Raw genomic sequence first — 20,112 nt, 5'->3', positions numbered from 1 at the left:
TATCGTTCAACTATGCCGGATCCGATTCCAAGGGTGGAACGGCGACTTCGGCTTTAACCGCAAACTCTGCTACTACGGCGATGACGGCTAACTCCGCTGGCTATGCGAGCGTGTCGGGTACGGCTACAACTGCGGCAACGGCGAACGATGTTTCTTTCAACTACGCCGGATCAAGCTCGAAAGGTGGGGCGGCGACTTCTGCGCTGACAGCTGATACAGCTACTTCCGCTCTAACGGCTAACTCGGCTACCACAGCTACGACTGCTAACTCTGCTGGCTATGCGAGCTTGTCTGGCAATGCGACGACTGCAGCTACGGCGAACATGGCGAACGACGTGTCGTTCAACTATGCCGCTTCGGATTCGAAGGGTGGGGCAGCGACCTCAGCGTTAACAGCCAACTCTGCTACAACAGCCACCTCAGCTAATTCGGCTGGTTATGCGAGCGTTTCGGGTACTGCGACGACAGCAGCGACAGCAAATGATGTTTCTTTCAATTACGCAGGATCTAGTTCCAAGGGTGGAGCGGCGACCACTGCTTTGACGGCGAATACCGCTAACGATGTTAGCTTTAACTATGCCGGATCAAGCTCGAAAGGTGGGGCGGCGACTTCTGCGCTGACCGCCGATACGGCGACTTCCGCTCTAACGGCTAACTCGGCCACCACAGCAACGACTGCTAACTCCGCTGGCTATGCTAGCGTGTCAGGTACGGCTACGACAGCGGCAACGGCGAACGATGTCAGCTTCAACTACGCCGGATCGAGCTCCAAGGGCGGAGCAGCGACAAGCGCCTTAACAGCTAATTCGGCTGATGACGTCACGTTCAACTACGCCGGATCAAGCTCTAAGGGTGGGACAGCGACAGCAGCTCTTACTGCAAATACCGCCACCACAGCTAATTCTGCTGGTTACGCCAGTGTTTCGGGAACCGCGACAACCGCAGCGACAGCAAATGATGTTTCTTTCAATTACGCAGGATCTAGTTCCAAGGGTGGAGCGGCGACCACTGCACTTACTGCTAACACCGCTAACGATGTGTCTTTTAACTATGCCGGATCTGATTCCAAGGGGGGAACGGCGACGGCAGCTAACTCTGCCGGCTATGCGAGCGTGTCGGGAACTGCAACGACCGCGGCGACGGCTAACGACGTTAGCTTTAACTACGCCGGATCGAGCTCCAAGGGTGGAGCGGCAACCACTGCACTTACGGCGAATACTGCTAACGATGTGTCGTTTAACTATGCCGCTTCAGATTCGAAAGGTGGGACAGCGACCTCGGCGTTGACTGCGAACTCTGCTGGTTATGCCAGCTTGTCGGGTAACGCGACGACAGCGGCCACAGCGAGCATGGCAAACGACGTGTCATTCAATTATGCGGCCTCGGATTCAAAGGGTGGAGCCGCAACCTCGGCATTGACCGCCAACTCTGCTACAACAGCCACCTCCGCTAATTCGGCTGGCTATGCGAGCGTTTCGGGTACTGCTACGACGGCAGCGACAGCGAACGATGTCAGCTTCAACTATGCTGGATCAAGCTCAAAGGGCGGAGCGGCAACTTCTGCGCTGACTGCCAACGTAGCTAATGATGTAAGTTTTAACTATGCAGGCTCAAGCTCCAAAGGTGGCACTGCAAATTCTGCTGTAACAGCGGATACAGCCACAAGCGCTAATTCAGCTGGTTATGCGACTGTGTCAGGAGTCGCTACTACAGCAGCAACAGCTAACGACGTTAGTTTCAATTATGCCGGTTCCAGTTCCAAAGGTGGGGCGGCAACGTCCGCTCTGACTGCCAATTCGGCCGATGATGTCACGTTTAATTATGCCGGATCGAGCTCAAAGGGTGGAACGGCAACTTCAGCGTTAACGGCTAATAGCGCGACAACGGCTGGTTCGGCCAACTATGCTGGCGTGTCAGGTACGGCTACAACTGCAGCAACGGCTAACGATGTTAGCTTTAACTATGCTGGATCAAGCTCGAAAGGCGGGGCGGCTACTACAGCGTTAACGGCTGATACAGCGACCTCGGCGTTGACTGCGAACTCTGCTACCACGGCGACGACAGCGAGCTCTGCTGGTTACGCGAACTTGTCGGGTACTGCAACAACTGCAGCGACTGCTAATGACGTAAGCTTCAACTATGCTGGTTCCAGCTCCAAAGGAGGAGCGGCGACTTCCGCATTGACAGCTGATACGGCGAATTCAGCGCTAACAGCCAACTCAGCTACCACGGCGACGACAGCGAGCTCTGCTGGTTACGCGAACTTGTCGGGTACGGCAACAACTGCAGCGACGGCTAACGACGTTAGTTTTAATTATGCCGGTTCTAGCTCGAAAGGGGGCGCAGCAACCTCCGCTCTAACAGCTAATTCGGCTGATGATGTTACGTTCAACTATGCTGGATCCAGCTCCAAGGGTGGAACAGCGACCGCAGCTCTTACAGCTAATACGGCTACGAGCGCTAACTCAGCTGGTTATGCCAGCTTGTCGGGTACCGCAACAACAGCAGCGACGGCTAATGACGTAAGTTTCAACTACGCTGGTTCCAGTTCTAAAGGCGGAGCGGCTACCACTGCTCTTACAGCTAATACTGCTAACGATGTGTCTTTCAACTATGCTGGTTCAAGCTCTAAAGGAGGGACAGCGACTTCTGCTCTTACCGCCGATACGGCGACTTCCGCTCTGACGGCTAACTCGGCTACCACAGCTACGACTGCTAACTCTGCTGGTTACGCGAACTTGTCTGGTACCGCGACAACCGCGGCGACAGCGACCAACGCAACGCAATTGAATAGCCAGGCGGCATCGTATTACACGAACGCTTCGAACCTGGGATCGGGAACACTGCCGTCCGGCCGGTTGACCGGTTCATACGGGATCGATATTTCCGGCACCGCCGCCAATGCTACTAACGCTACGAACGCCACAAATGCTACGAACGCAACTAATGCGGTTAACGCTACAAACGCCGGATATGCCAGTGTTTCTGGAACGGCAACGACTGCCGCTACGGCAAATGATGTCAGTTTTAACTACGCTGGATCCAGCTCCAAGGGTGGTGCAGCAACTTCCGCGCTTACAGCTAGTGATGTTAGCTTTAACTATGCCGGTTCCAGCTCCAAGGGAGGCGCGGCGACATCTGCGGTCACGGCGACTACTGCGACAACAGCTAACGATGTTTCTTTCAACTACGCTGGATCGAGTTCCAAGGGAGGAGCGGCGACTTCCGCGGTTACAGCTACCACCGCCACTAGCGCTAACTCTGCTGGTTACGCGAACTTGTCTGGTACCGCGACAACCGCGGCGACAGCGACCAATGCAACGCAATTAAATGGCCAGGCGGCGTCTTATTACACGAATGCGTCGAACCTGGGCTCAGGGACGCTGCCGTCCGGCCGGTTGACCGGTTCATATGGGATCGATATTTCCGGCACCGCCGCCAATGCTACTAATGCTACGAACGCCACGAACGCTACGAATGCTACCAATGCTACCAATGCCACGAACGCCATAAATGCGGTTAACGCTACAAACGCCGGATATGCCAGTGTTTCTGGAACGGCAACGACTGCCGCTACGGCAAATGATGTCAGTTTTAACTATGCCGGTTCCAGCTCCAAGGGTGGGGCAGCAACTTCCGCGCTTACAGCTAACGATGTGTCTTTCAATTATGCCGGTTCCAGCTCCAAGGGAGGCGCGGCGACATCTGCGGTCACGGCGACTACTGCGACGACAGCCAACGATGTCTCTTTCAACTACGCTGGATCGAGTTCCAAGGGAGGCGCGGCGACCTCCGCGGTTACAGCTACCACCGCCACTAGCGCTAACTCTGCGAGTTACGCGAACCTGTCGGGAACCGCGACAACCGCGGCGACAGCAACTAACGCGACACAGCTGAACGGGCAGGCGGCGTCTTATTACACGAATGCTTCGAACCTGGGATCGGGAACACTGCCGTCCGGCCGGTTGACCGGCTCATATGGGATCGATATTTCCGGCACCGCCGCCAATGCTACTAATGCTACGAACGCCACGAACGCTACGAATGCTACCAATGCTACGAACGCGACTACTGCTACAACAGCCAACGATGTTTCTTTCAACTACGCTGGATCGAGTTCCAAGGGAGGAGCGGCGACCTCCGCGGTTACAGCTACCACCGCCACTAGCGCTAACTCTGCGGGTTACGCGAACCTGTCGGGAACCGCGACAACCGCGGCGACAGCAACTAACGCGACACAGCTGAACGGGCAGGCGGCATCGTATTACACGAATGCGTCGAACCTGGGATCGGGAACACTGCCATCTGGGCGGTTGACCGGCTCTTACGGGATCGACATTTCGGGGAACGCGGCAACGGCGACCAGCGCCACCAGCGCTACCAATGCGACTAACGCCACGAACGCGACAACCGCGACTAACGCCACACAATTAAATAGTCAGGCGGCATCTTATTACACGAACGCGGCAAATATGAGCTCGGGAACGCTGCCGTCCGGTAGGTTGACCGGCTCTTACGGGATCAGTATCTCGGGGAACGCAGCGACAGCGACCAGCGCGACAACTGCCAGCAATGCCCTGGCGATCGCTGATGGCTCGGTGAGCACCGCGGCTAAGCTTGGGGCCGGGGTTGTCTCCTACGACAAGATTGCCATCCTGACCGGTGCTCTGACATTTAGGCCAGCGGGGTACTCGATCCAGTCCGATACGGGTTATGCCTTGACCTTGCTGAGCGGACAGAACGACGGACAGGGCGTCCCCATGTATGTTCTGGATACCTCAAACACGATCTCTACCGGCAAGCTTTTCAGCGTTAAGAATAAGGGGACGGAAAAATTCTTTGTCGACAAGGACGGCGGGGTGTCTTCTTCGGGCACTTTAACGGGTAGCGCGATCGAGTCTACCGTTACCGGCCAAAACGCCCCGTTCGTTGTGGCCAGCACCTATCTGGTCTCCAACCTCAATGCCGATCTTTTGGATGGATATCAAGGAGCAGCTTTCGCGCGGCTCGCGCCGGCTGCCGTGCAAAGCTCCGGCGGAACTTATGGGCTCTGGGCCAAAGGTAATACGTTCGGGATCAAGGGCCAATCGACCGGCGCAGCGGGGACTTGGGCGATATTTGGTACGGCGGAAACTGGAGTGCAGGGCTTTTTGGGCGGCGCCGCCTATGGAGCTTGCGGGTATTTTAACGACACTAACGCCGGTTATTTGGGCGGCAACGGGGTCGGCGTGCTGGGCGGAGGGACGTCATACGGCGTCCAGGGGCAAGGCGGCACTTACGGGGTCCACGGCACAGGGACCACCTATGGCGTTTACGGTACCGGCGATACGGCGGGGGGATACTTTATCGACAGTACTTCGTCCTCATATGGCCGGGTGGGTTACGGCGCTTACGGCTTTTATACGCCGGACGGGCTGTACGTCGGCACCACGGTTGACGCGATCTCCGTCTATAACACGGCGGTTACCGGACGGGATGTGTATGTCGCCAGCACGGGAGTTATTGGTTATCTCAGTTCAAGCTTAAAATATAAAACCGATGTCCAGCAATTGACATTCGATGAGAATAAGCTCGCGCAGTTGCGGCCGGTAACCTTTAAGTGGAACGAAAAGTCAGTAAACCCCGGCCAGGAAGATTTTGGTTTGATCGCCGAAGAGGTTTATCAGCTCTTCCCTAAGATGGTCTATCTGGACGACGCTGGGAAGCCCGAAGGGATCCAGTACGATAAATTGTCGGTCCTTTTGCTCAAGAGCTACCAGGAAAAGGTCAAAGAGATCGAGGGATTAAAAACGAAGACCCAGGAGCTGGAGGCGAGGATGGCGGCGCTCGAAGCTAAAATAGGTAAATGATCAAAAGGTTAATTGTTTTAATCATTATTGGTCTGGCTGTGTTTGGCGTCGACCCGGCTCTGGCCGTCGGCGCTTCAGCCAGTTATAAGATCGCTGCCGAGGTCATGGACAGCGGCGGCTCGCGCGGCAGTTCGGCCTCTTACCAATTACTGGGCAAGACCAGGGAACGGGCGTTGCCAGTGCCGGGCAGCCCAAGCTTGACGGTCGGCGAGGGATTTCTGCGGAGCGTTTATTTCGGGCGGATCATCTTTGGCCCGATCGTTACCGGGATCAAGCCGGCGGCCGCTTTGAACAGCGGACCGCTTTCGGTCATTATCACCGGCGCCAATTTCTTGGCCGGGGCGGCGGCCAAGATCACGGCGGAGGACGGGAAGGAGATCGTCGCTACTAAAGTGGTAATGGTCAACACTGGAGCGATCAGTTGTGACTTTGACCTGACCGGAGCTAAACCCGGATCGTGGAGCGTGACCGTGACCAATCCGGACGGCCGCTCCGGGACATTGCCGGCGGCGTTCAAGATCATCTATCCGGCCCCGACGGTCAGCTCCGTTGTCCCTGATAAGGGGGTCAACAACGAGGTCGCGACCTTGACGATCGCCGGCGAAAACTTCCGGGAGGGCGTCAGTCTCAAATTGTCAAAGGCGAGCGAGAGCGATATAATGGCCGAGAAGGTCGTGGTCGTTTCGACGGGCAAGATAACTTGTTCGTTCGACCTGCGGAAGAAAACGGTCGGCGTGTGGGACCTGAAAGTGACCAACGAAGACGGCCAATACGCGACGCTTTTCCAGGGCTTCAAGATCGAAGCGCCGGAATTGGAAGTTCTGGAAGCGGTCAAGAACAAGCCGAACCCGTTCAATCCGGCCAAGCAGCCGACCCTGATCTCCTATACCTTGAGCCAGGATTACGACGTCTTCGTCGACGTCTTCAATGTCCGCGGGGAAAGGGTCTGGCGCTACCAAGCGAGCCGGGGGACCATGGGCGGCATGGTGGGACAGAACGTGGTCAGCTGGAACGGGACTACGGCCACTAAGTCCTACGCGAGCGAAGGCGTTTATTTCCTGTACGTTACCGCCCGGGTCAAAGGGGCGCAAAAGATCTTGAGCAAGACCAAAGTGGCGATCACCAGATGAGAAAATATCTAATCGCGTTAGCGGTCATCTTATCGCTGGGCAATCCGGTCCCGGCCGGCGCGGAAGTGGTGGGGCAGACGGACGATCCCCTGGTGGTCGGCGGCGGGGCGAGACCGATAGGGATGGGCCGGGCTTTTACCGCCGTAGCCGACGACGCGGACGCCGCCTTCATTAATCCGGCGGGGATCGGCGGGCTTAAGGGCCCGACGGCCATGATGATGATGACCAATATGCTGATGGGCGAGATTTACTACGCGGAATTTTGCGGGGCGATCCCGGCGACTTTCGGCACGCTGGGACTGGGTTTGATCTCGACCGGCGTCAACCAGATCCCGACCGACGTCGATTCGTCGACGGTCTATACCGATTATTACGACACGCTGATCATTTTCAATTACAGCACCGCGCTGGCCCGGTTTTTCGGCTACGGCCGCAACATTTATGTGGGCGCCAATTACAAGATCTTTAACCGCGGCTGGACAGGCGGGATCAACCGTTTCGCTTCCGGGCAAAGCATCGATCTGGGGATCAAGTACATCGTGACCCCTTATTTGAGCTTCGGCCTCAGCCGGCAAAATGTCCTGCCGGTGACGATGGGCGGGGTCCTGCATTGGAGCACCGGCGCGGAAGAGGCGATCGCCTCATTGACGAAGTTCGGCATCGCGGTCAAGCCGCTCCCCCTGGGCGGCAACGTGCTTTTTGCCTATGACATCGATTTCCCGGCGTTCAGCGGGCGGCCGGTAACGATGCATTTCGGCACGGAGTGGAAGACCGGCCAATTGCTGTCGCTCAGGGGCGGGCTTGACCAGTCCCTGGACGCCGCCGCTCCCGAGCGGACCAGCTGGAACCCGACCTTTGGGCTCTCTTTTGATTTTGCCCGGTTCCGCCTTGACTACGCTTATCATTCCTATTACAATGACCCGGCATTGGCAAATAATTATTTTTCCCTGTCTTATCAAGCCGATCCCTGGATGGAACTGAAGGGTGAGGCGGCTCCGGCCGGTGAATCCCCGAGGCGGCGCTGATGAGGGGGTTGGCTTTTGGGCTCGGATTGTTGCTCTGTTGCTCATTGCCGCTGAGTGCCGGGGCGGAAGCCCCGGACAATGGCGGGATTTCGACCGTAACATTCAGCGTTTTGAAGTATTTTCCGGGAGACGTGGTCCATCTGGTGGTGGATGTTCCGCCGGACGTGGTCAGCGTCACCGCCACGATGCCGGATGGAGAGCAGTTGAACCTTGGTTTCAGCCTGCGGTCCCGGGTCTGGCATAATTACTGGGAAGTGCCGGCCGGTTTTAAAAAAGGGGGATATACCGCTAAGCTGCGGGCGGTTGACGTGGAAGGACGGGTCTTTGAGGGGGAATCGGACCTTTTTTATATCGGCGAGCCGTCCCTGCCCATGATCATGAAACTAGCGACGACCAAAGAAGTCCGTACCTATCAGCCCGAAGTCGCCGAGCGCAAGGTTGAACAGCCGGTTGAACGGAAACCAAAGGCCCGGAAACCGCAATTGGCCAAGAGCAAGCCGAAGCCGGCCAAAAAAGCCCGGGTTAGAAGACCGGTCGCTCCTCCGTCCCGCATGCGCCTGATGGTCGAGGCCCGGGAGCAGTTGTTCAGGCAAGATTATGGAAAATTACAGAACCGGCTCGATGCCCTGTTAAAGATCGATCCGGGCAATAACGAGATCAGAACTATGCGCAATAAAGCCGCGAAAGGAATTAAGATCAAATAATGAAACAACTGATGATCATCGGTCTGGGGTTATTTTTGCTTATCGGCCTGCAAACGGCGGGGGAGGGGCTTTCCGCCCGGCAGTACTTTTATCAGGCCTCAAGCGCCTATATCAGGGGGGACCTGGACGGGGCGCTGAAGCAGGCGCGGGCGGCGCTGGACCTCGATCCGACCTATAAAGCGGCCTGGGAATTGAAAGAAAGCGTGCTGCGGGAGAAAAAGATCATCGCTCTCCTCCTGGAATCGGAGAAAGCCCGGCAGGTGAAAAAATCCCTGGCGGCCGGCGGCAAGCAGTATAAGGCCGGGAACTATACGGAGGCGGTCGCCAGCTTCCGCAAAGTGCTCAGCCTGGCGCCCGGCAACAAAGAAGCTCTTGCCTCCCTGAACAGCATTCAAGACCTGGTCAAAGCGGAAGAGCGCGCCCGCCAACAGGCGCTCTTCTGGTTGACCGTGGCTTACGGCGTCGCTTATCTTTCGTCCGCGGCGCTGCTGGTCTTTATCATGTCGCTGCTGAGAAAGCTGATCGCGCGACGGGCCAAGAAACCAGCCGATCAGCTGATCTGCTTCAACTGCCAGGCCAAATTGCCGCTCAAAGAGGAATTCTGCCCTAATTGCGGCATGCGGGTCGGGCTCAAGCTGTGGCGGTCGATCTCCGAGGAGCAAAAGCGCTGGTATGATCGGGCGGGCTGGAAAAGCAATCCCTTTTCACTGGACACGCATCCGGAATTTTTTACCGGGCACAAAAAAGCGGTCCAAGAGGTCCTGGCCAAGATCAGCGCGCGCAGCGGCCAGATCCTGGTCCTCGGGCCGCTGGGCGTCGGTAAAACCACCCTGCTGCGCTGGTTGGCAGTGTACCTGCCCAGGGACCTCGCGCCGGTCTATATCTCGCGCCCGCCCCAGAACTTTGACCAGTTGATCCGGCATATCATCAACAGCCTGGGGTTTACCGATAAGGATGTCACCGAATACGATCTCTACAACCTGGATAAATTACGCCACAAGATCGGCAAGGGCTTGATCCTGCTGCTCGATGAGACCCATGAGTTCACGATCGAGATCGAACGGCCGCTGCGGACCCTGGGCGACCTGGATGGCGTTAATCTGGTAATGGCCGGACTGCCCGAGACCGCGGCCAAGCTGCAAAACGAGATCAAGCCGCTGTATGACCGATTGTCCTTGACTGTCGCGCTGGAACCCCTGGAATTCGCCGAGCTGAGCGAGCTGTTGAAAGCGCGGATCGAAGGAGCGGGGGGCAACGGAACGTATCCCTTTACCGCTTCGGCCTTGACCAAGATCTATGAGCTCTCAAAGGGCATTCCCAGAACCGCCCTGAAACTAGCGGATGCGGCGGTAGCACTGGCGATCAGCCAGAACGAAGATAAAATTAGCGATCAGCTGGTAAAAGAGATCGCCCTTTGAGGGAAAAGACAAATTAATCGGTTATGCCAAAGATCGAGCGGATGTTGGCCTCGTTCAGGAGCGCTTGTTCCAAGGCCAGCTTTTGTTCCGGGCGTAATTGTTCGGATCGCAGGAACAGACGGCTGCGCAGGGAGACCATCATGACCGGTAGAGAATCCAGCATCGTTTTAAACTTGAGGCTCGGCTCGGTCTTGAGTGCGGTAAGGGCTTGACCCAGCTCTTTGCCCGACGCCAGACAATAATCGATCAGGGTGTCGGCGGCTTGAGCAAAGAAGCGGTGCTCTGTTTCGGCCCTGGCTATCAGGCCGGCCAATTGCGCCAGTGCGGCCGGTTTATCATTGATCACTGGCCGGACCGGCTCAACCGCCGGATGCCTGGGGAGGCTGACGGATGGTCTGACCGGCGGTTCCGATTCATGGTAGCGATAAGCGATCGGCCGGGGAAATTCTTCGCCAAAGATAACGTCCATCGTCTTTTTGAACTTAGCCAGATGTTTATCAGGTATCTTGCCAAAAACGCCGCTTTCCGGTGAGATCTCCAGCCCCGGCTTACCGAGCTCATAGTAACAGCGGAAACCGTGCCAGTCCGACTTCAGTTTATTCTGCGGGGTCAGAAGGTTATTTGCTTCCGCCAGCTCTTTGTGGGTGGGACAGCCGAAGAGCAGTTGTCCGTTCCGGGCATTATAAAGGCCGGTCAAAGTTGCCGAGCGCTTTCCTCTGGCTGCCAGCAAAGTCCTTAAAGCCTGGGCCGAATCGGGATTGCGAACCGGGTGGGCGGCTGTTTTCCCGCTGCTCAGCCGGTCAATAAAACGGTGATAAATGCTTGTAATACCCATGACAGGTTATTGTCGGTAACAAAGCGCGGGGATTTCAGGGATCAGCTTTCTTTCTTGATCGGGACTTCCTGCGAAACGTAGGCTGGCTTCAAGACGCCGGCCGAAATGACGTATTTGACAGCGTCTTCGATCTTCATGTCGAGCAAAATGACCTCGCGGGCCGGGACCATGATCAAAAAGCCGGTGGCCGGCGTCGGGGTGTTAGCGATAAAGATGTTGATCATCTTTTCCTTGGCTTTGGTTTCGATCTCCGCCGCCGCGTCCGAAGTGACGAAGCCGAGCGACCAGACCCCCTTGCGCGGGTATTCGACGATGCAGGCGCGCCGGTACTCTTCGGCCGACTTCTCCTGGAAGAGGACGTCATTGATCTGCTTGGTGGCCGAATAGATGCTTTTAACGATCGGCACGCGGGAAAGCAGCTCTTCGCCGAGCTTAAAGAGCCGGACGCCGAAGAGCTGGGTGCCGAAATAGCCGGCAATGAAGATCAGGGCGATGGTGATGACGAAGCCGACGCCGGGGAGCGGGTGCCCCAGGACCATGGCGATGATGTTGCCGAGGATGCCGTCCAGGAACGAGAACATGAACCAGAGGAGCCAGATCGTGACCAGGAGCGGCAACAGGGTGATCAGCCCGCGAACGAAATAGGTGCTCAATTTCTGCCAGAAGTCGTTCATTGTTCCAATTATAACATTTATGCTATACTTTGGCCAGATACGGGAGGTGCCGGAAATGACAAAAGCTTATATTTTGGTGGAAGCGCTGCCGGGGAAGGCGATCGAGCTGATCAACGCGATCAAGGGCTTGGCGGGGGTCAAGACGGTCCATCTGGTCACCGGCCCTTACGACGTCATCGCGTTCGTGGAAACGGCCGATCTCAAGTCGCTGGGGGATTTTATCGTCAAGAAGATCCAGGCGACCGGCTGCGTGGCCCGGACTTTGACCTGTATCACGGTCGAAGAATAAATTACTCCAACCCTTTAGAAATGTCGTTGGCTCTGGCGTAGAGCAGGCGGTTGATCGCGGCGAGGAACGCCTTGGCGCTGGCCAGGATGATGTCCATCGACGCCCCGTGGCCGACGTAGATCCGGCCGTTCTCCTTGATCCTGACCGTAACTTCCCCTTGAGCGTCCGTTCCCCCGGTGATCGCCTGGATGGTAAAGTCGACCAGTTCCGGCGAAACGCCGGTGATCTTCTGCATGGCCGAGTAGATCGCGTCGACCGGGCCGACCCCTTCGACCGTCACCTCTTTCAGTTTGCCTTGATATAGAAGCTTGACCTTGGCGGACGGCTTGGTGTGGGTCCCGGAGGCGATCTCGACCCCCTCGATCGTGTAAGTTTCCGGCACGATGTAGACTTCGTCGGAAACGATCGTCTCCAGGTCGCGGTCGCCGATCTCTTTTTTCTTGTCGGCCAACTCCTTGAACTTATTGAACGCCTTTTCCAGATTTTCTTCGTTCAAGGCGTAGCCCATATCCTTCAGCTTATCGGCAAAGGCGTGCCGGCCGGAGTGTTTGCCCAGCACCAGGCGGCTTTCAGTCAACCCGATGTCTTCCGGTTTCATGATCTCGTAAGTATTAGGGTCGATCAGGACGCCGGCCTGGTGGATCCCGGCCTCATGGGCGAAAGCGTTGGCGCCGACGACCGCTTTGTTCGGCTGGACGACGAGGCCGGTCAGGTTGCTGACCATCCGGCTGGCCTTGTAGATCTCTTTGGTATTGATGTCGGTCTTGGTCCCGAAGAAATCGTGCCGGGTGACGAGCGTCATCACGACCTCTTCGAGCGAAGCGTTGCCGGCCCGCTCGCCGATCCCGTTGATCGTGCATTCGACCTGGTTCGCCCCGGCTTTGACCGCGGCCAGCGAGTTGGCCGTTGCCAGGCCGAGGTCGTTATGGCAGTGGACGGAGATCGTCACGTTCTTGGCCTTGACCTGGGGGACGTGCTTGATGATGTTCTCGATCAGCTGGCCGAACTCCCACGGGGTGGTGTAGCCGACGGTATCCGGCACGTTGATCGTTTGGGCGCCGGCGTCGATCACCGCGCCGATGATCTTGTAGAGGAACGCGTGGTCCGAGCGGCCGGCGTCCTCGCAGGAAAATTCGACATTGGGGCATAGCGACCGGGCGTGTTTGACCATCTTGACCGCCGTTTCATAGACCTGCTCCGGCGTCATCCGCAGTTTTTTTTCCATATGGATCGGCGAAGTCGCCAGGAAAACGTGGATCATCGGTTTGGCCGAATGTTTGACCGCTTCCCAGGCCCGGTCGATATCGCCCTTTTTGGCGCGGGCGAGCGAGCAGATGCTCGGCCCCTTGATCTGCTCGGCGATCTGCTTGACCGAGGCAAAATCGCCCGGCGAGGCAATGGCAAAGCCGGCCTCAATAGTGTCGACGCCCAGCTTGGCCAGTTGGCGGGCGATCTCCAGTTTTTCTTCCGGGTTCAGCGAAGCGCCCGGGCACTGCTCGCCGTCGCGCAAAGTGGTATCAAATATCTTGATTTTTCTCGTCATAGCATATACTATACTAACTATGAGCAAGAAAATCAAGACGATCGGGGTCATTACGCCGGGCGGCGACGCGCCGGGGATGAACACCGCCATTCGCGCGGTGGTCCGGACAGCCATCTTCAACGGCTTAAAGGTCTACGGGATCGAGCGGGGCTGGCAGGGTTTGATCGATAACAAGATCATCAACATGGAGCTTTCCTCGGTCAGCGGGATCATCAACCACGGCGGCACGATCCTGCATACCCACCGCTGCCCGGAGTTCCGGCAAAAAGCGGCCAGGAAAAAAGCGTTTAACAATCTCTGCGCCTACAACATTGAGGGCTTGGTGGTGATCGGCGGCGACGGTTCGCTCAGCGCCGCCTACCAGCTTCACAAGGAGTTTGGGACCCGGGTGATCAATATTCCGGCTTCGATCGATAACGACATTTACGGCACCGACTACAGCATCGGCTTTGATACGGCGGTCAACACCGCGCTCGAGGCGATCGACAAGATCCGCGATACCGCTACCTCCCACGAACGGGTCTTTGTCATTGAGGTGATGGGGCGGAACAACGGTTTTATCGCCCTTGATGTCGGCCTGACGGCCGGGGCAGAGGCGATCATTATCCCGGAGATCCCTTATAATATTGACGCGATCGGCCAGAAGATCCGCTACGGCCAGCAGCGGGGGAAATCGAGCTTTATCATCGTGGTGGCCGAAGGGGCGATCAAGGCGGAAGAGGTGGCGGTCCACTTGCGCAAACGGACCACGCTCGACGTCCGGGTCAGCATCCTGGGCCACATGCAGCGGGGCGGGGCGCCGTCGGCGCTCTCCCGCGAAGTCGCCTGCAAGCTGGGCGCGAGGGCCGTTCAACTGTTGATCGAAGGCAAATCGGCCTTAATGGTCGGCATTATTTCCGATAAGGTCATCGAAACACCAGTTGACGAAATTGCCCGCCGCAAGAAGAAGATCGACATGGCCGCCTACAAGCTGGCCAACATGCTGGCGACGTAACTCCGCTTAAAACACCAGCGCCGGCAGGTATTTGCGGCGGCATTCCAATTTTTCGAAGAATTTTCCCCGCATCAAGCCGGGATCGGCTGGCGACCAGCGGTCAAATTCGCGCTGGATCTCCGTCAGGCTCAGTTTTCCCATGTAAGGAGGCCGGCCGAATAAATGTTTGAAGAGATAATTGCGGGCGTCGGCGTGATAACTGTTATTCCCCGGCATTTCGACAAAAGCCACGGTATCGGCAAGCGGGACCATAAAGTCGCGGATATTGTCCTCGGTCAAGTGCGCGCGCTCAGCAGCGCTCAAGCCAAGGTCGACCTCGGCAGCGGCGATAGCCAAGCAAATATTTCGCATGACAGCCAGATCGCTCTTCATGACGTAGATGATGATCGCGTTGTTAAGTAAAACAGGGCCATCCGGATCAAAGCTTTCATCACGGTTCAGGGCCAGGTCGAGGCGGCTGAGGCAGCCACGTTTTTTTAACTCCGTGAAAAGCCTGGTAAAGACTTCGCTTACGAACTGCGCTTTTTGGCCAAGATAGATCCGGGTTAAGGGGAATTCTTGTCCTTTTTCTTTACCGCAGATCCAGTACTTGTTCGGTTCGGCAAAACTATAAAAAGGGTCTTTCCCATTAAAGGGGTAGCGGGCAATAAGGTCTGTCCCCAGGCGGTCGGCTGCCTTTTCGGCGGAAGCGGCTGCTACCTGGCCAAGCGGCCGGTTTGCCGGGAGCGGCAATTGGAACGAAGCGATCCTGGGTAGTTGGGCGCGTAATAGTTCACTATAACTGATAGAGAGGAGAGTGGGCCGGAATTGCTCCCAGCCATGTTCCGTTACCGCTTTCAATCCCTGTCCAGAGATTATCAGGTTCCGTAAAGTCTGGGCCGGCCTTGTAGGGGGAGCAAGGTCGATATGCCTACAGGTAATAATATCAGGCCTGACGGCCTTGATCGGGCACATACCGAATATATATCGGCAAAAACGCGGCTAAATTGCAGGTTCAATAATAATCCGCGGCGTTGCGCATTCCGTAGAGCTGGTGGTCCTGCGGCACGAAGCGGCCGCCTTTAACGTCTAACAGATTGCGCGACATGATCGTGTCGTTCTCCAGCCCCGGATAGACCCCAAAAACGCCTTCTTTCAGGAAATTAAAGATCGCGTCGCCGTAGCGCAGGCCGAGGATCCGGTCCATGACGTGGGCAACGCCGCCGCGGATGGCGTGGCCGCAGTTCTGGTAGCGGTATTCAAACCCCTTGGTGTGTTTTTCCAGGATGGCGAAGATATATTCGCCGATCCCGCCGAGCTGCTCGTTGCCGAACGAGTCTTTCTTCTTCGGCATCTCATGCCGCGCTTTGACCAGCGCGTACTTCGGGTCCGCAATGACGGTCGCCAGCATCTTCTCGTGTTTCTTGTTGATCGCTTCCGGGTAGCGGGTATCGAACAGCCGTACTCCCTCGGAGACGACGACAATGCAATGCTGTTTGACACGGATCGATTTTTCCACCTGCTTGATCACGACCTCCATGTCGAGGACCTCTTCGGGGAGGAGGGTGACTTCGGCGCCGCCGGCGATCCCGGCCCACATGGCGACCCAGCCGGCGTGCCGACCCAGGAGTTCAACGACAAAACAGCGGTTGTGGGATTCGGCGGTGGTCCGGATATTCTCGATAAAGTGGACTGATTCTTCGACGGCGGACTCAAAGCCGTAGGTCATTTCGGTCCCGTAGACGTCGTTGTCCATCGTCTTGGGGGCGCCGAACATCGGGAAGACGAACTGTTGGCCTAGTTTTCCAGCCGCGCCCAGGGTGTCGTCGCCGCCCAGGACACAAAGACAGTCGATCTTCAGTTTTTTTAAGGCTTCCATCGCTTTTTCCGGCATCTTGGCTTCCATGTTCGCTTTAGAGAAGAGGTTGGTACGGGAAGACTTGAGGATCGTGCCGGCGACCGCAAATGATTCTTCAATATCCGTCAGGTTTAATGGTTTAACGATCTTATCGAATTCTGTCCCCGGATCGCGGGTCAAAGATTTCCAACCCTCGAGGAGGCCGACCAGTTCCATTTGCTCGTCTTTGGGGAGGGTGAGGTTGGCCTGGTTGATCCGCCGCATCAAGCCGACGATCACCGCGTTATGGCCGGCGCAGTCGCCGCCGCCGGTCAGGATCCCGATCCGTTTAATATTTATTTCTTTGCCCTGAAACTTGACCTTCATCTTTTTACGCCTTTCCCGCCGATCCCAGAACGTTCGTGTTCTTGGCGATGATCAGCTTCTTCAGTTCCTCGCGGGCCGGGCCGAGATATTTGCGCGGGTCGAACTCCGACGGCTGCTCCGCGAAGACCTTGCGGATGATCGCGGTCATGACCAGGCGGCCGTCGCTGTCGATATTGATCTTGCAGACGGCGGATTTGGCTGCCTGGCGCAGCTGCTCTTCGGGAACGCCGACGGCGTTGTCCATCTTGCCGCCGAACTTGTTGATCATGGCGACGTACTCCTGGACGACCGACGAGGCGCCGTGCAGGACGATCGGGAAGCCGGGCAGCCGTTTCTCGACCTCCGCCAGGATGTCGAAGCGGAGCGGGGGGACCGATTCGCCCGGCTTGAGCTTGAATTTGTAGGCGCCGTGCGACGTGCCGATCGAGATGGCCAGGGAATCGACGCCGGTCCGTTTGACGAAATCCTCGACTTGGTTCGGGTCGGTATAGGTGTGCTTTTCCGCCTTGACCTCGTCCTCGATCCCGGCCAGGACGCCGAGCTCGCCTTCAACGGTGACGTCATACTGGTGGGCGTATTCCACCACCTGCTTGGTCAGCTTGATGTTGTCCTCGTAAGTGTGGGCGGAGCCGTCGATCATGACCGAAGAAAAACCGTATTCGATGCACGATTTGCAGAGCTCGAAAGTGTCGCCGTGATCAAGGTGGAGAGCGATCGGGATATTGGACTTGAGGTCCTGGCGGCACAGCGCGACCGCGCCTTGCGCCATGTAACGGAGCAGGGTCTGGTTCGCGTACTTGCGGGCGCCGGAAGAGACCTGGACGATGACCGGAGAATTGCTCTCCGCGCAGCCGCCGATGATCGCCTGCAGCTGCTCCATATTGTTAAAGTTATACGCCGGGATCGCGTACTTCCCCGCCATCGCCTTCTGGAACATTTCCCGCGTGTTGACCAGTCCAAGCTCTTCGTACAGTTTCTTTGCCATTTTATTTACCCCTTTCTTTATTTTACCAGCTTAACGTAGCTGTCGACTTTGAGGCTCGCCCCGCCGACCAAGCCGCCGTCGATGTCGGGCTGGGCCATTAATTCCTTAACATTTTCCGGTTTGACCGAGCCGCCGTACAGGATCCGAATGTCATTGGCAACATCCTTGGGCAATAACTTTCTAATGAAAGCGTGGACTTCCTGGGCTTGCGCCGGGGTTGCCGTCTTGCCGGTCCCGATCGCCCAGACCGGTTCGTAAGCGACGACAACTGATTTCCAGTGGTTGTCGGTCACTCCCTGGAAGGCGCCTTTGACCTGCTCCTCGATCACTTTGAAGGTTTCGCCCTTTTCCCGCTGGGCCAATGTCTCGCCAACACAAACGATCGGCAGCAGGCGGTGCTTGATCGCCGCGAACAGCTTCTTGTTGACCGTTTCGTCGGTCTCGCCGAAATACTGGCGCCGCTCGGAGTGGCCGATGATCACGTAGGTGCAGCCGACCGCCTTGAGCATCGGGCCGGAGATCTCGCCGGTGAACGCCCCTTCGTCCTCCCAGTACAGGTTTTCCGCGCCGACGGCGATGTTGGTGCCGACGGCGGCTTCGCTCAGTTTTTGCAGGGCGGTGAAAGGGGCGCACAGGAGCATGGTCGTCTCGTGGACGTCTTTAACCAGGGGGGCGAGGGCGATAACGAAATCGGCGGCTTCGGTCGGGGTCTTGTACATCTTCCAGTTTCCGGCCATGATCGGTTTTCTCATTGACACTTTCCTTTCTGTTTGCAAACAGGGGAGATTATATCACACTCAAGCGGCTTGCGGGACCATGATGTAGCGGGTGGAACGGCCGGCTCCCTCGGACTTAGCCAACCTTTTATCCTCCAGCATCGTCAGTTCCAGGTGCGCCGTCTTGTGCGAGACGTTGAACGCCTCGCGATACTCGCGATTGCTGATCGCCCCGTGCTCGTTCATCAGCTGCAGGGCGCGGATCTGCCGCTTGTTCAGCCCCTTGCCGGACCACGGGTTGGTCATCTCCTGTTCCTCGTTCTCCTTGGCCGGCCGGGAAAGGCTGCCGTCGCGGACATAACAGATCTCGTCCGATTTGTACGGCTTATCGAGACCTTCGGGGACGGTGATGACCACGATCTTTTTATCGGACCGATTGATCACGTCAATGGCGGGAGAGATCGCGGGGGAGCAGTGGTTCTTGCCGGTCTCTTTGATCCAGTCCTCAAAGCGGTTGTCGATCTCGACGCCGACCAGGTGCTGGTTCTTGTCGTCGATGCCGTAGATGATCTTGCCGCCGTCGGCATTGGAGAAAGCGACCAGTTCGCGGGCGATATCGTCTGCGGCAGGGATGCTCTTTTCGAACTCGACCGACTGGCCTTCGCCTTGACCCATCAATTCGAGGATGTCGTCCCAGGTCATGTTGGCGTTATCATAACATATGCTATAATTTATGGCAATGATAAAGCCGCTGCTCGACCTGATCTTCCCGCCTAAATGCGAGGTTTGCCGCCGGCCCGGCCGGGACGCGCTGTGCCCCGCTTGTTTCGGACAGATCAAGTTCCTGAATCCCCAGCTCGGCGTTTATTCGGCCGCGGTCTACGACGGCGCGCTGAAAGAGGCGATCCACCGGTTCAAGTTCAACAAGCGGAAAAACCTGGCGGAGCCGCTCGGCGTGCTGCTGGTCCAGTACGTCAGCCAGGCGCCCGGCCTGAAAATGGCGGAGGTCGAGGCGATCATCCCCGTGCCGCTGCATCATAAACGGCGCCGGGAGCGGGGCTTCAACCAGGCCGAACTGCTGGCCAAGGTCGTCGGCCGTTATTACGACAAACCGGTCATTAACGCGCTGGAACGGCAAAAGAACACCCACGCCCAGTTCGATCTTCCCCGCGACGCCCGCTTCGCCAACATCAGGGAGGCGTTCCGGGTGAGCGTTCCCCGGTCGGTCCATAACCGCAAAGTGATGCTGCTCGATGACATCTACACGACCGGCTCCACGGTCGGGGAATGCGTCCGGGCGCTGAAAACGGCCGGCGCCAAACGGATCGAGATATTGACACTCTCCCGGGCGGTCGAGTAGAATAGCAGTATGCAAATACAAATCACCGGCCACAAGATCGAACTGACCCCCGCGCTGCGCGATTACGTCCAGGGGAAGATCACCAAGCTGGAAGAGTTCTTCAGCAATATCCAGAAGGTCGAGGTCGTGCTGGACGCCAAGTCCAACGCCGATGACAACAAGCGGCAGGTGGCCGAGATCCGGGCCTGGATGGCGGGCAAGAAGATGATCCAGTCCAAAGAAGCGGGGCAGGACGCCTACGCCGCTTTCGACCTCGCGCTCGACGAAGCCAAGCGCCAGGTCGAAAAACACAAGGAAAAACTGGGCCACGAAAAACGGCGCGAATCGAAAAAGCTGAAGATGATGTCCCGCCTGAAGACCCCCGGACTAACCCAAGAGTATTGACCG

17 protein-coding genes are annotated in these 20,112 nt (G+C 57.2%); 9 read left to right on the top strand and 8 right to left on the bottom strand.

Annotated features, from left to right (window positions below; all coding sequences use genetic code 11):
- Positions 1-80: 80 nt before the first annotated feature.
- The 5 genes from WC529_08260 to WC529_08240 are packed head-to-tail and all read left to right on the top strand — an operon-like array spanning position 81 to position 10,126.
- Positions 81-5,849: a tail fiber domain-containing protein gene (locus WC529_08260; protein MFA5114272.1), complete on the top strand. Its 5,769-nt coding sequence runs from the start codon at positions 81-83 to the stop codon at positions 5,847-5,849.
- Entirely contained in the window at positions 5,846-6,979 is a 1,134-nt protein-coding gene (locus WC529_08255; GenBank protein MFA5114271.1) for a hypothetical protein, read from the top strand. Before WC529_08260 ends, WC529_08255 begins: the two co-directional genes overlap by 4 nt.
- Positions 6,976-8,004 (top strand): hypothetical protein, encoded by a 1,029-nt coding sequence (locus tag WC529_08250; protein ID MFA5114270.1) that lies wholly within the window; start codon positions 6,976-6,978, stop codon positions 8,002-8,004. The genes WC529_08255 and WC529_08250 overlap by 4 nt, the downstream gene beginning before the upstream one ends.
- Before the next feature lie 44 nt (positions 8,005-8,048).
- Positions 8,049-8,708 (top strand): hypothetical protein, encoded by a 660-nt coding sequence (locus WC529_08245; GenBank protein ID MFA5114269.1) that lies wholly within the window; start codon positions 8,049-8,051, stop codon positions 8,706-8,708.
- On the top strand, positions 8,708-10,126 hold the full coding sequence (locus WC529_08240; protein MFA5114268.1) for an AAA family ATPase: 1,419 nt from the start codon (positions 8,708-8,710) through the stop codon (positions 10,124-10,126). Before WC529_08245 ends, WC529_08240 begins: the two co-directional genes overlap by 1 nt.
- Positions 10,127-10,139: 13 nt before the next feature.
- Here WC529_08240 and WC529_08235 read toward each other — a convergent pair whose 3' ends face one another.
- Positions 10,140-10,961, bottom strand: coding sequence for a hypothetical protein (locus WC529_08235; GenBank protein MFA5114267.1), 822 nt, complete (start codon positions 10,959-10,961; stop codon positions 10,140-10,142).
- Between the two features lie 41 nt (positions 10,962-11,002).
- Complete coding sequence (locus WC529_08230; GenBank protein MFA5114266.1) at positions 11,003-11,635, bottom strand: DUF502 domain-containing protein; 633 nt, start codon at positions 11,633-11,635, stop codon at positions 11,003-11,005.
- A 55-nt stretch (positions 11,636-11,690) separates the two neighbouring features.
- On the opposite strand from WC529_08230, the gene WC529_08225 reads away from it, so the two are divergent.
- Positions 11,691-11,924 (top strand): Lrp/AsnC ligand binding domain-containing protein, encoded by a 234-nt coding sequence (locus WC529_08225; protein ID MFA5114265.1) that lies wholly within the window; start codon positions 11,691-11,693, stop codon positions 11,922-11,924.
- Between the two features lies 1 nt (position 11,925).
- On the opposite strand, the gene WC529_08220 is transcribed toward WC529_08225, so the two are convergent.
- The gene (locus WC529_08220; protein MFA5114264.1) at positions 11,926-13,467 is read right to left on the bottom strand and encodes a 2-isopropylmalate synthase; all 1,542 of its coding nucleotides are present in this window, start codon (positions 13,465-13,467) and stop codon (positions 11,926-11,928) included.
- A 31-nt stretch (positions 13,468-13,498) separates the two neighbouring features.
- On the opposite strand from WC529_08220, the gene pfkA reads away from it, so the two are divergent.
- Positions 13,499-14,461 carry a 6-phosphofructokinase gene (gene pfkA, locus WC529_08215; protein MFA5114263.1) on the top strand — a complete coding sequence of 321 codons (963 nt, stop codon included), beginning with the start codon at positions 13,499-13,501 and terminating at the stop codon, positions 14,459-14,461.
- A 6-nt stretch (positions 14,462-14,467) separates the two neighbouring features.
- Here the strand turns inward: pfkA and WC529_08210 are convergent, their stop codons facing one another.
- From WC529_08210 to WC529_08190, 5 genes are all read right to left on the bottom strand, one after another.
- The gene (locus tag WC529_08210; GenBank protein ID MFA5114262.1) at positions 14,468-15,301 is read right to left on the bottom strand and encodes a hypothetical protein; all 834 of its coding nucleotides are present in this window, start codon (positions 15,299-15,301) and stop codon (positions 14,468-14,470) included.
- A 154-nt stretch (positions 15,302-15,455) separates the two neighbouring features.
- Positions 15,456-16,664, bottom strand: a complete 1,209-nt coding sequence (locus WC529_08205; protein ID MFA5114261.1) for an ATP-dependent 6-phosphofructokinase — start codon at positions 16,662-16,664, stop codon at positions 15,456-15,458.
- Between the two features lie 4 nt (positions 16,665-16,668).
- Positions 16,669-17,649 (bottom strand): class II fructose-bisphosphate aldolase, encoded by a 981-nt coding sequence (locus tag WC529_08200; GenBank protein MFA5114260.1) that lies wholly within the window; start codon positions 17,647-17,649, stop codon positions 16,669-16,671.
- A 17-nt stretch (positions 17,650-17,666) separates the two neighbouring features.
- A complete protein-coding gene (tpiA, locus tag WC529_08195; GenBank protein ID MFA5114259.1) occupies positions 17,667-18,401 on the bottom strand; it encodes a triose-phosphate isomerase in 735 nt (244 codons plus the stop codon).
- A 45-nt stretch (positions 18,402-18,446) separates the two neighbouring features.
- The gene (locus WC529_08190; GenBank protein MFA5114258.1) at positions 18,447-19,067 is read right to left on the bottom strand and encodes an RNA-binding domain-containing protein; all 621 of its coding nucleotides are present in this window, start codon (positions 19,065-19,067) and stop codon (positions 18,447-18,449) included.
- Positions 19,068-19,104: 37 nt separating this feature from the next.
- On the opposite strand from WC529_08190, the gene WC529_08185 reads away from it, so the two are divergent.
- On the top strand, positions 19,105-19,725 hold the full coding sequence (locus WC529_08185) for a ComF family protein (protein ID MFA5114257.1): 621 nt from the start codon (positions 19,105-19,107) through the stop codon (positions 19,723-19,725).
- A 9-nt stretch (positions 19,726-19,734) separates the two neighbouring features.
- Positions 19,735-20,109: a ribosome-associated translation inhibitor RaiA gene (raiA, locus tag WC529_08180; protein MFA5114256.1), complete on the top strand. Its 375-nt coding sequence runs from the start codon at positions 19,735-19,737 to the stop codon at positions 20,107-20,109.
- The last annotated feature ends 3 nt before the right edge of the window (positions 20,110-20,112 follow it).

This window comes from Candidatus Margulisiibacteriota bacterium, assembly GCA_041650855.1.
Lineage (GTDB): Bacteria > Margulisbacteria > WOR-1 > O2-12-FULL-45-9 > XYB2-FULL-48-7 > JALOPZ01.
The sequence above is the reverse complement of the archived record's forward strand: the minus strand, read 5'-3'. Positions and strand labels throughout refer to the sequence as shown.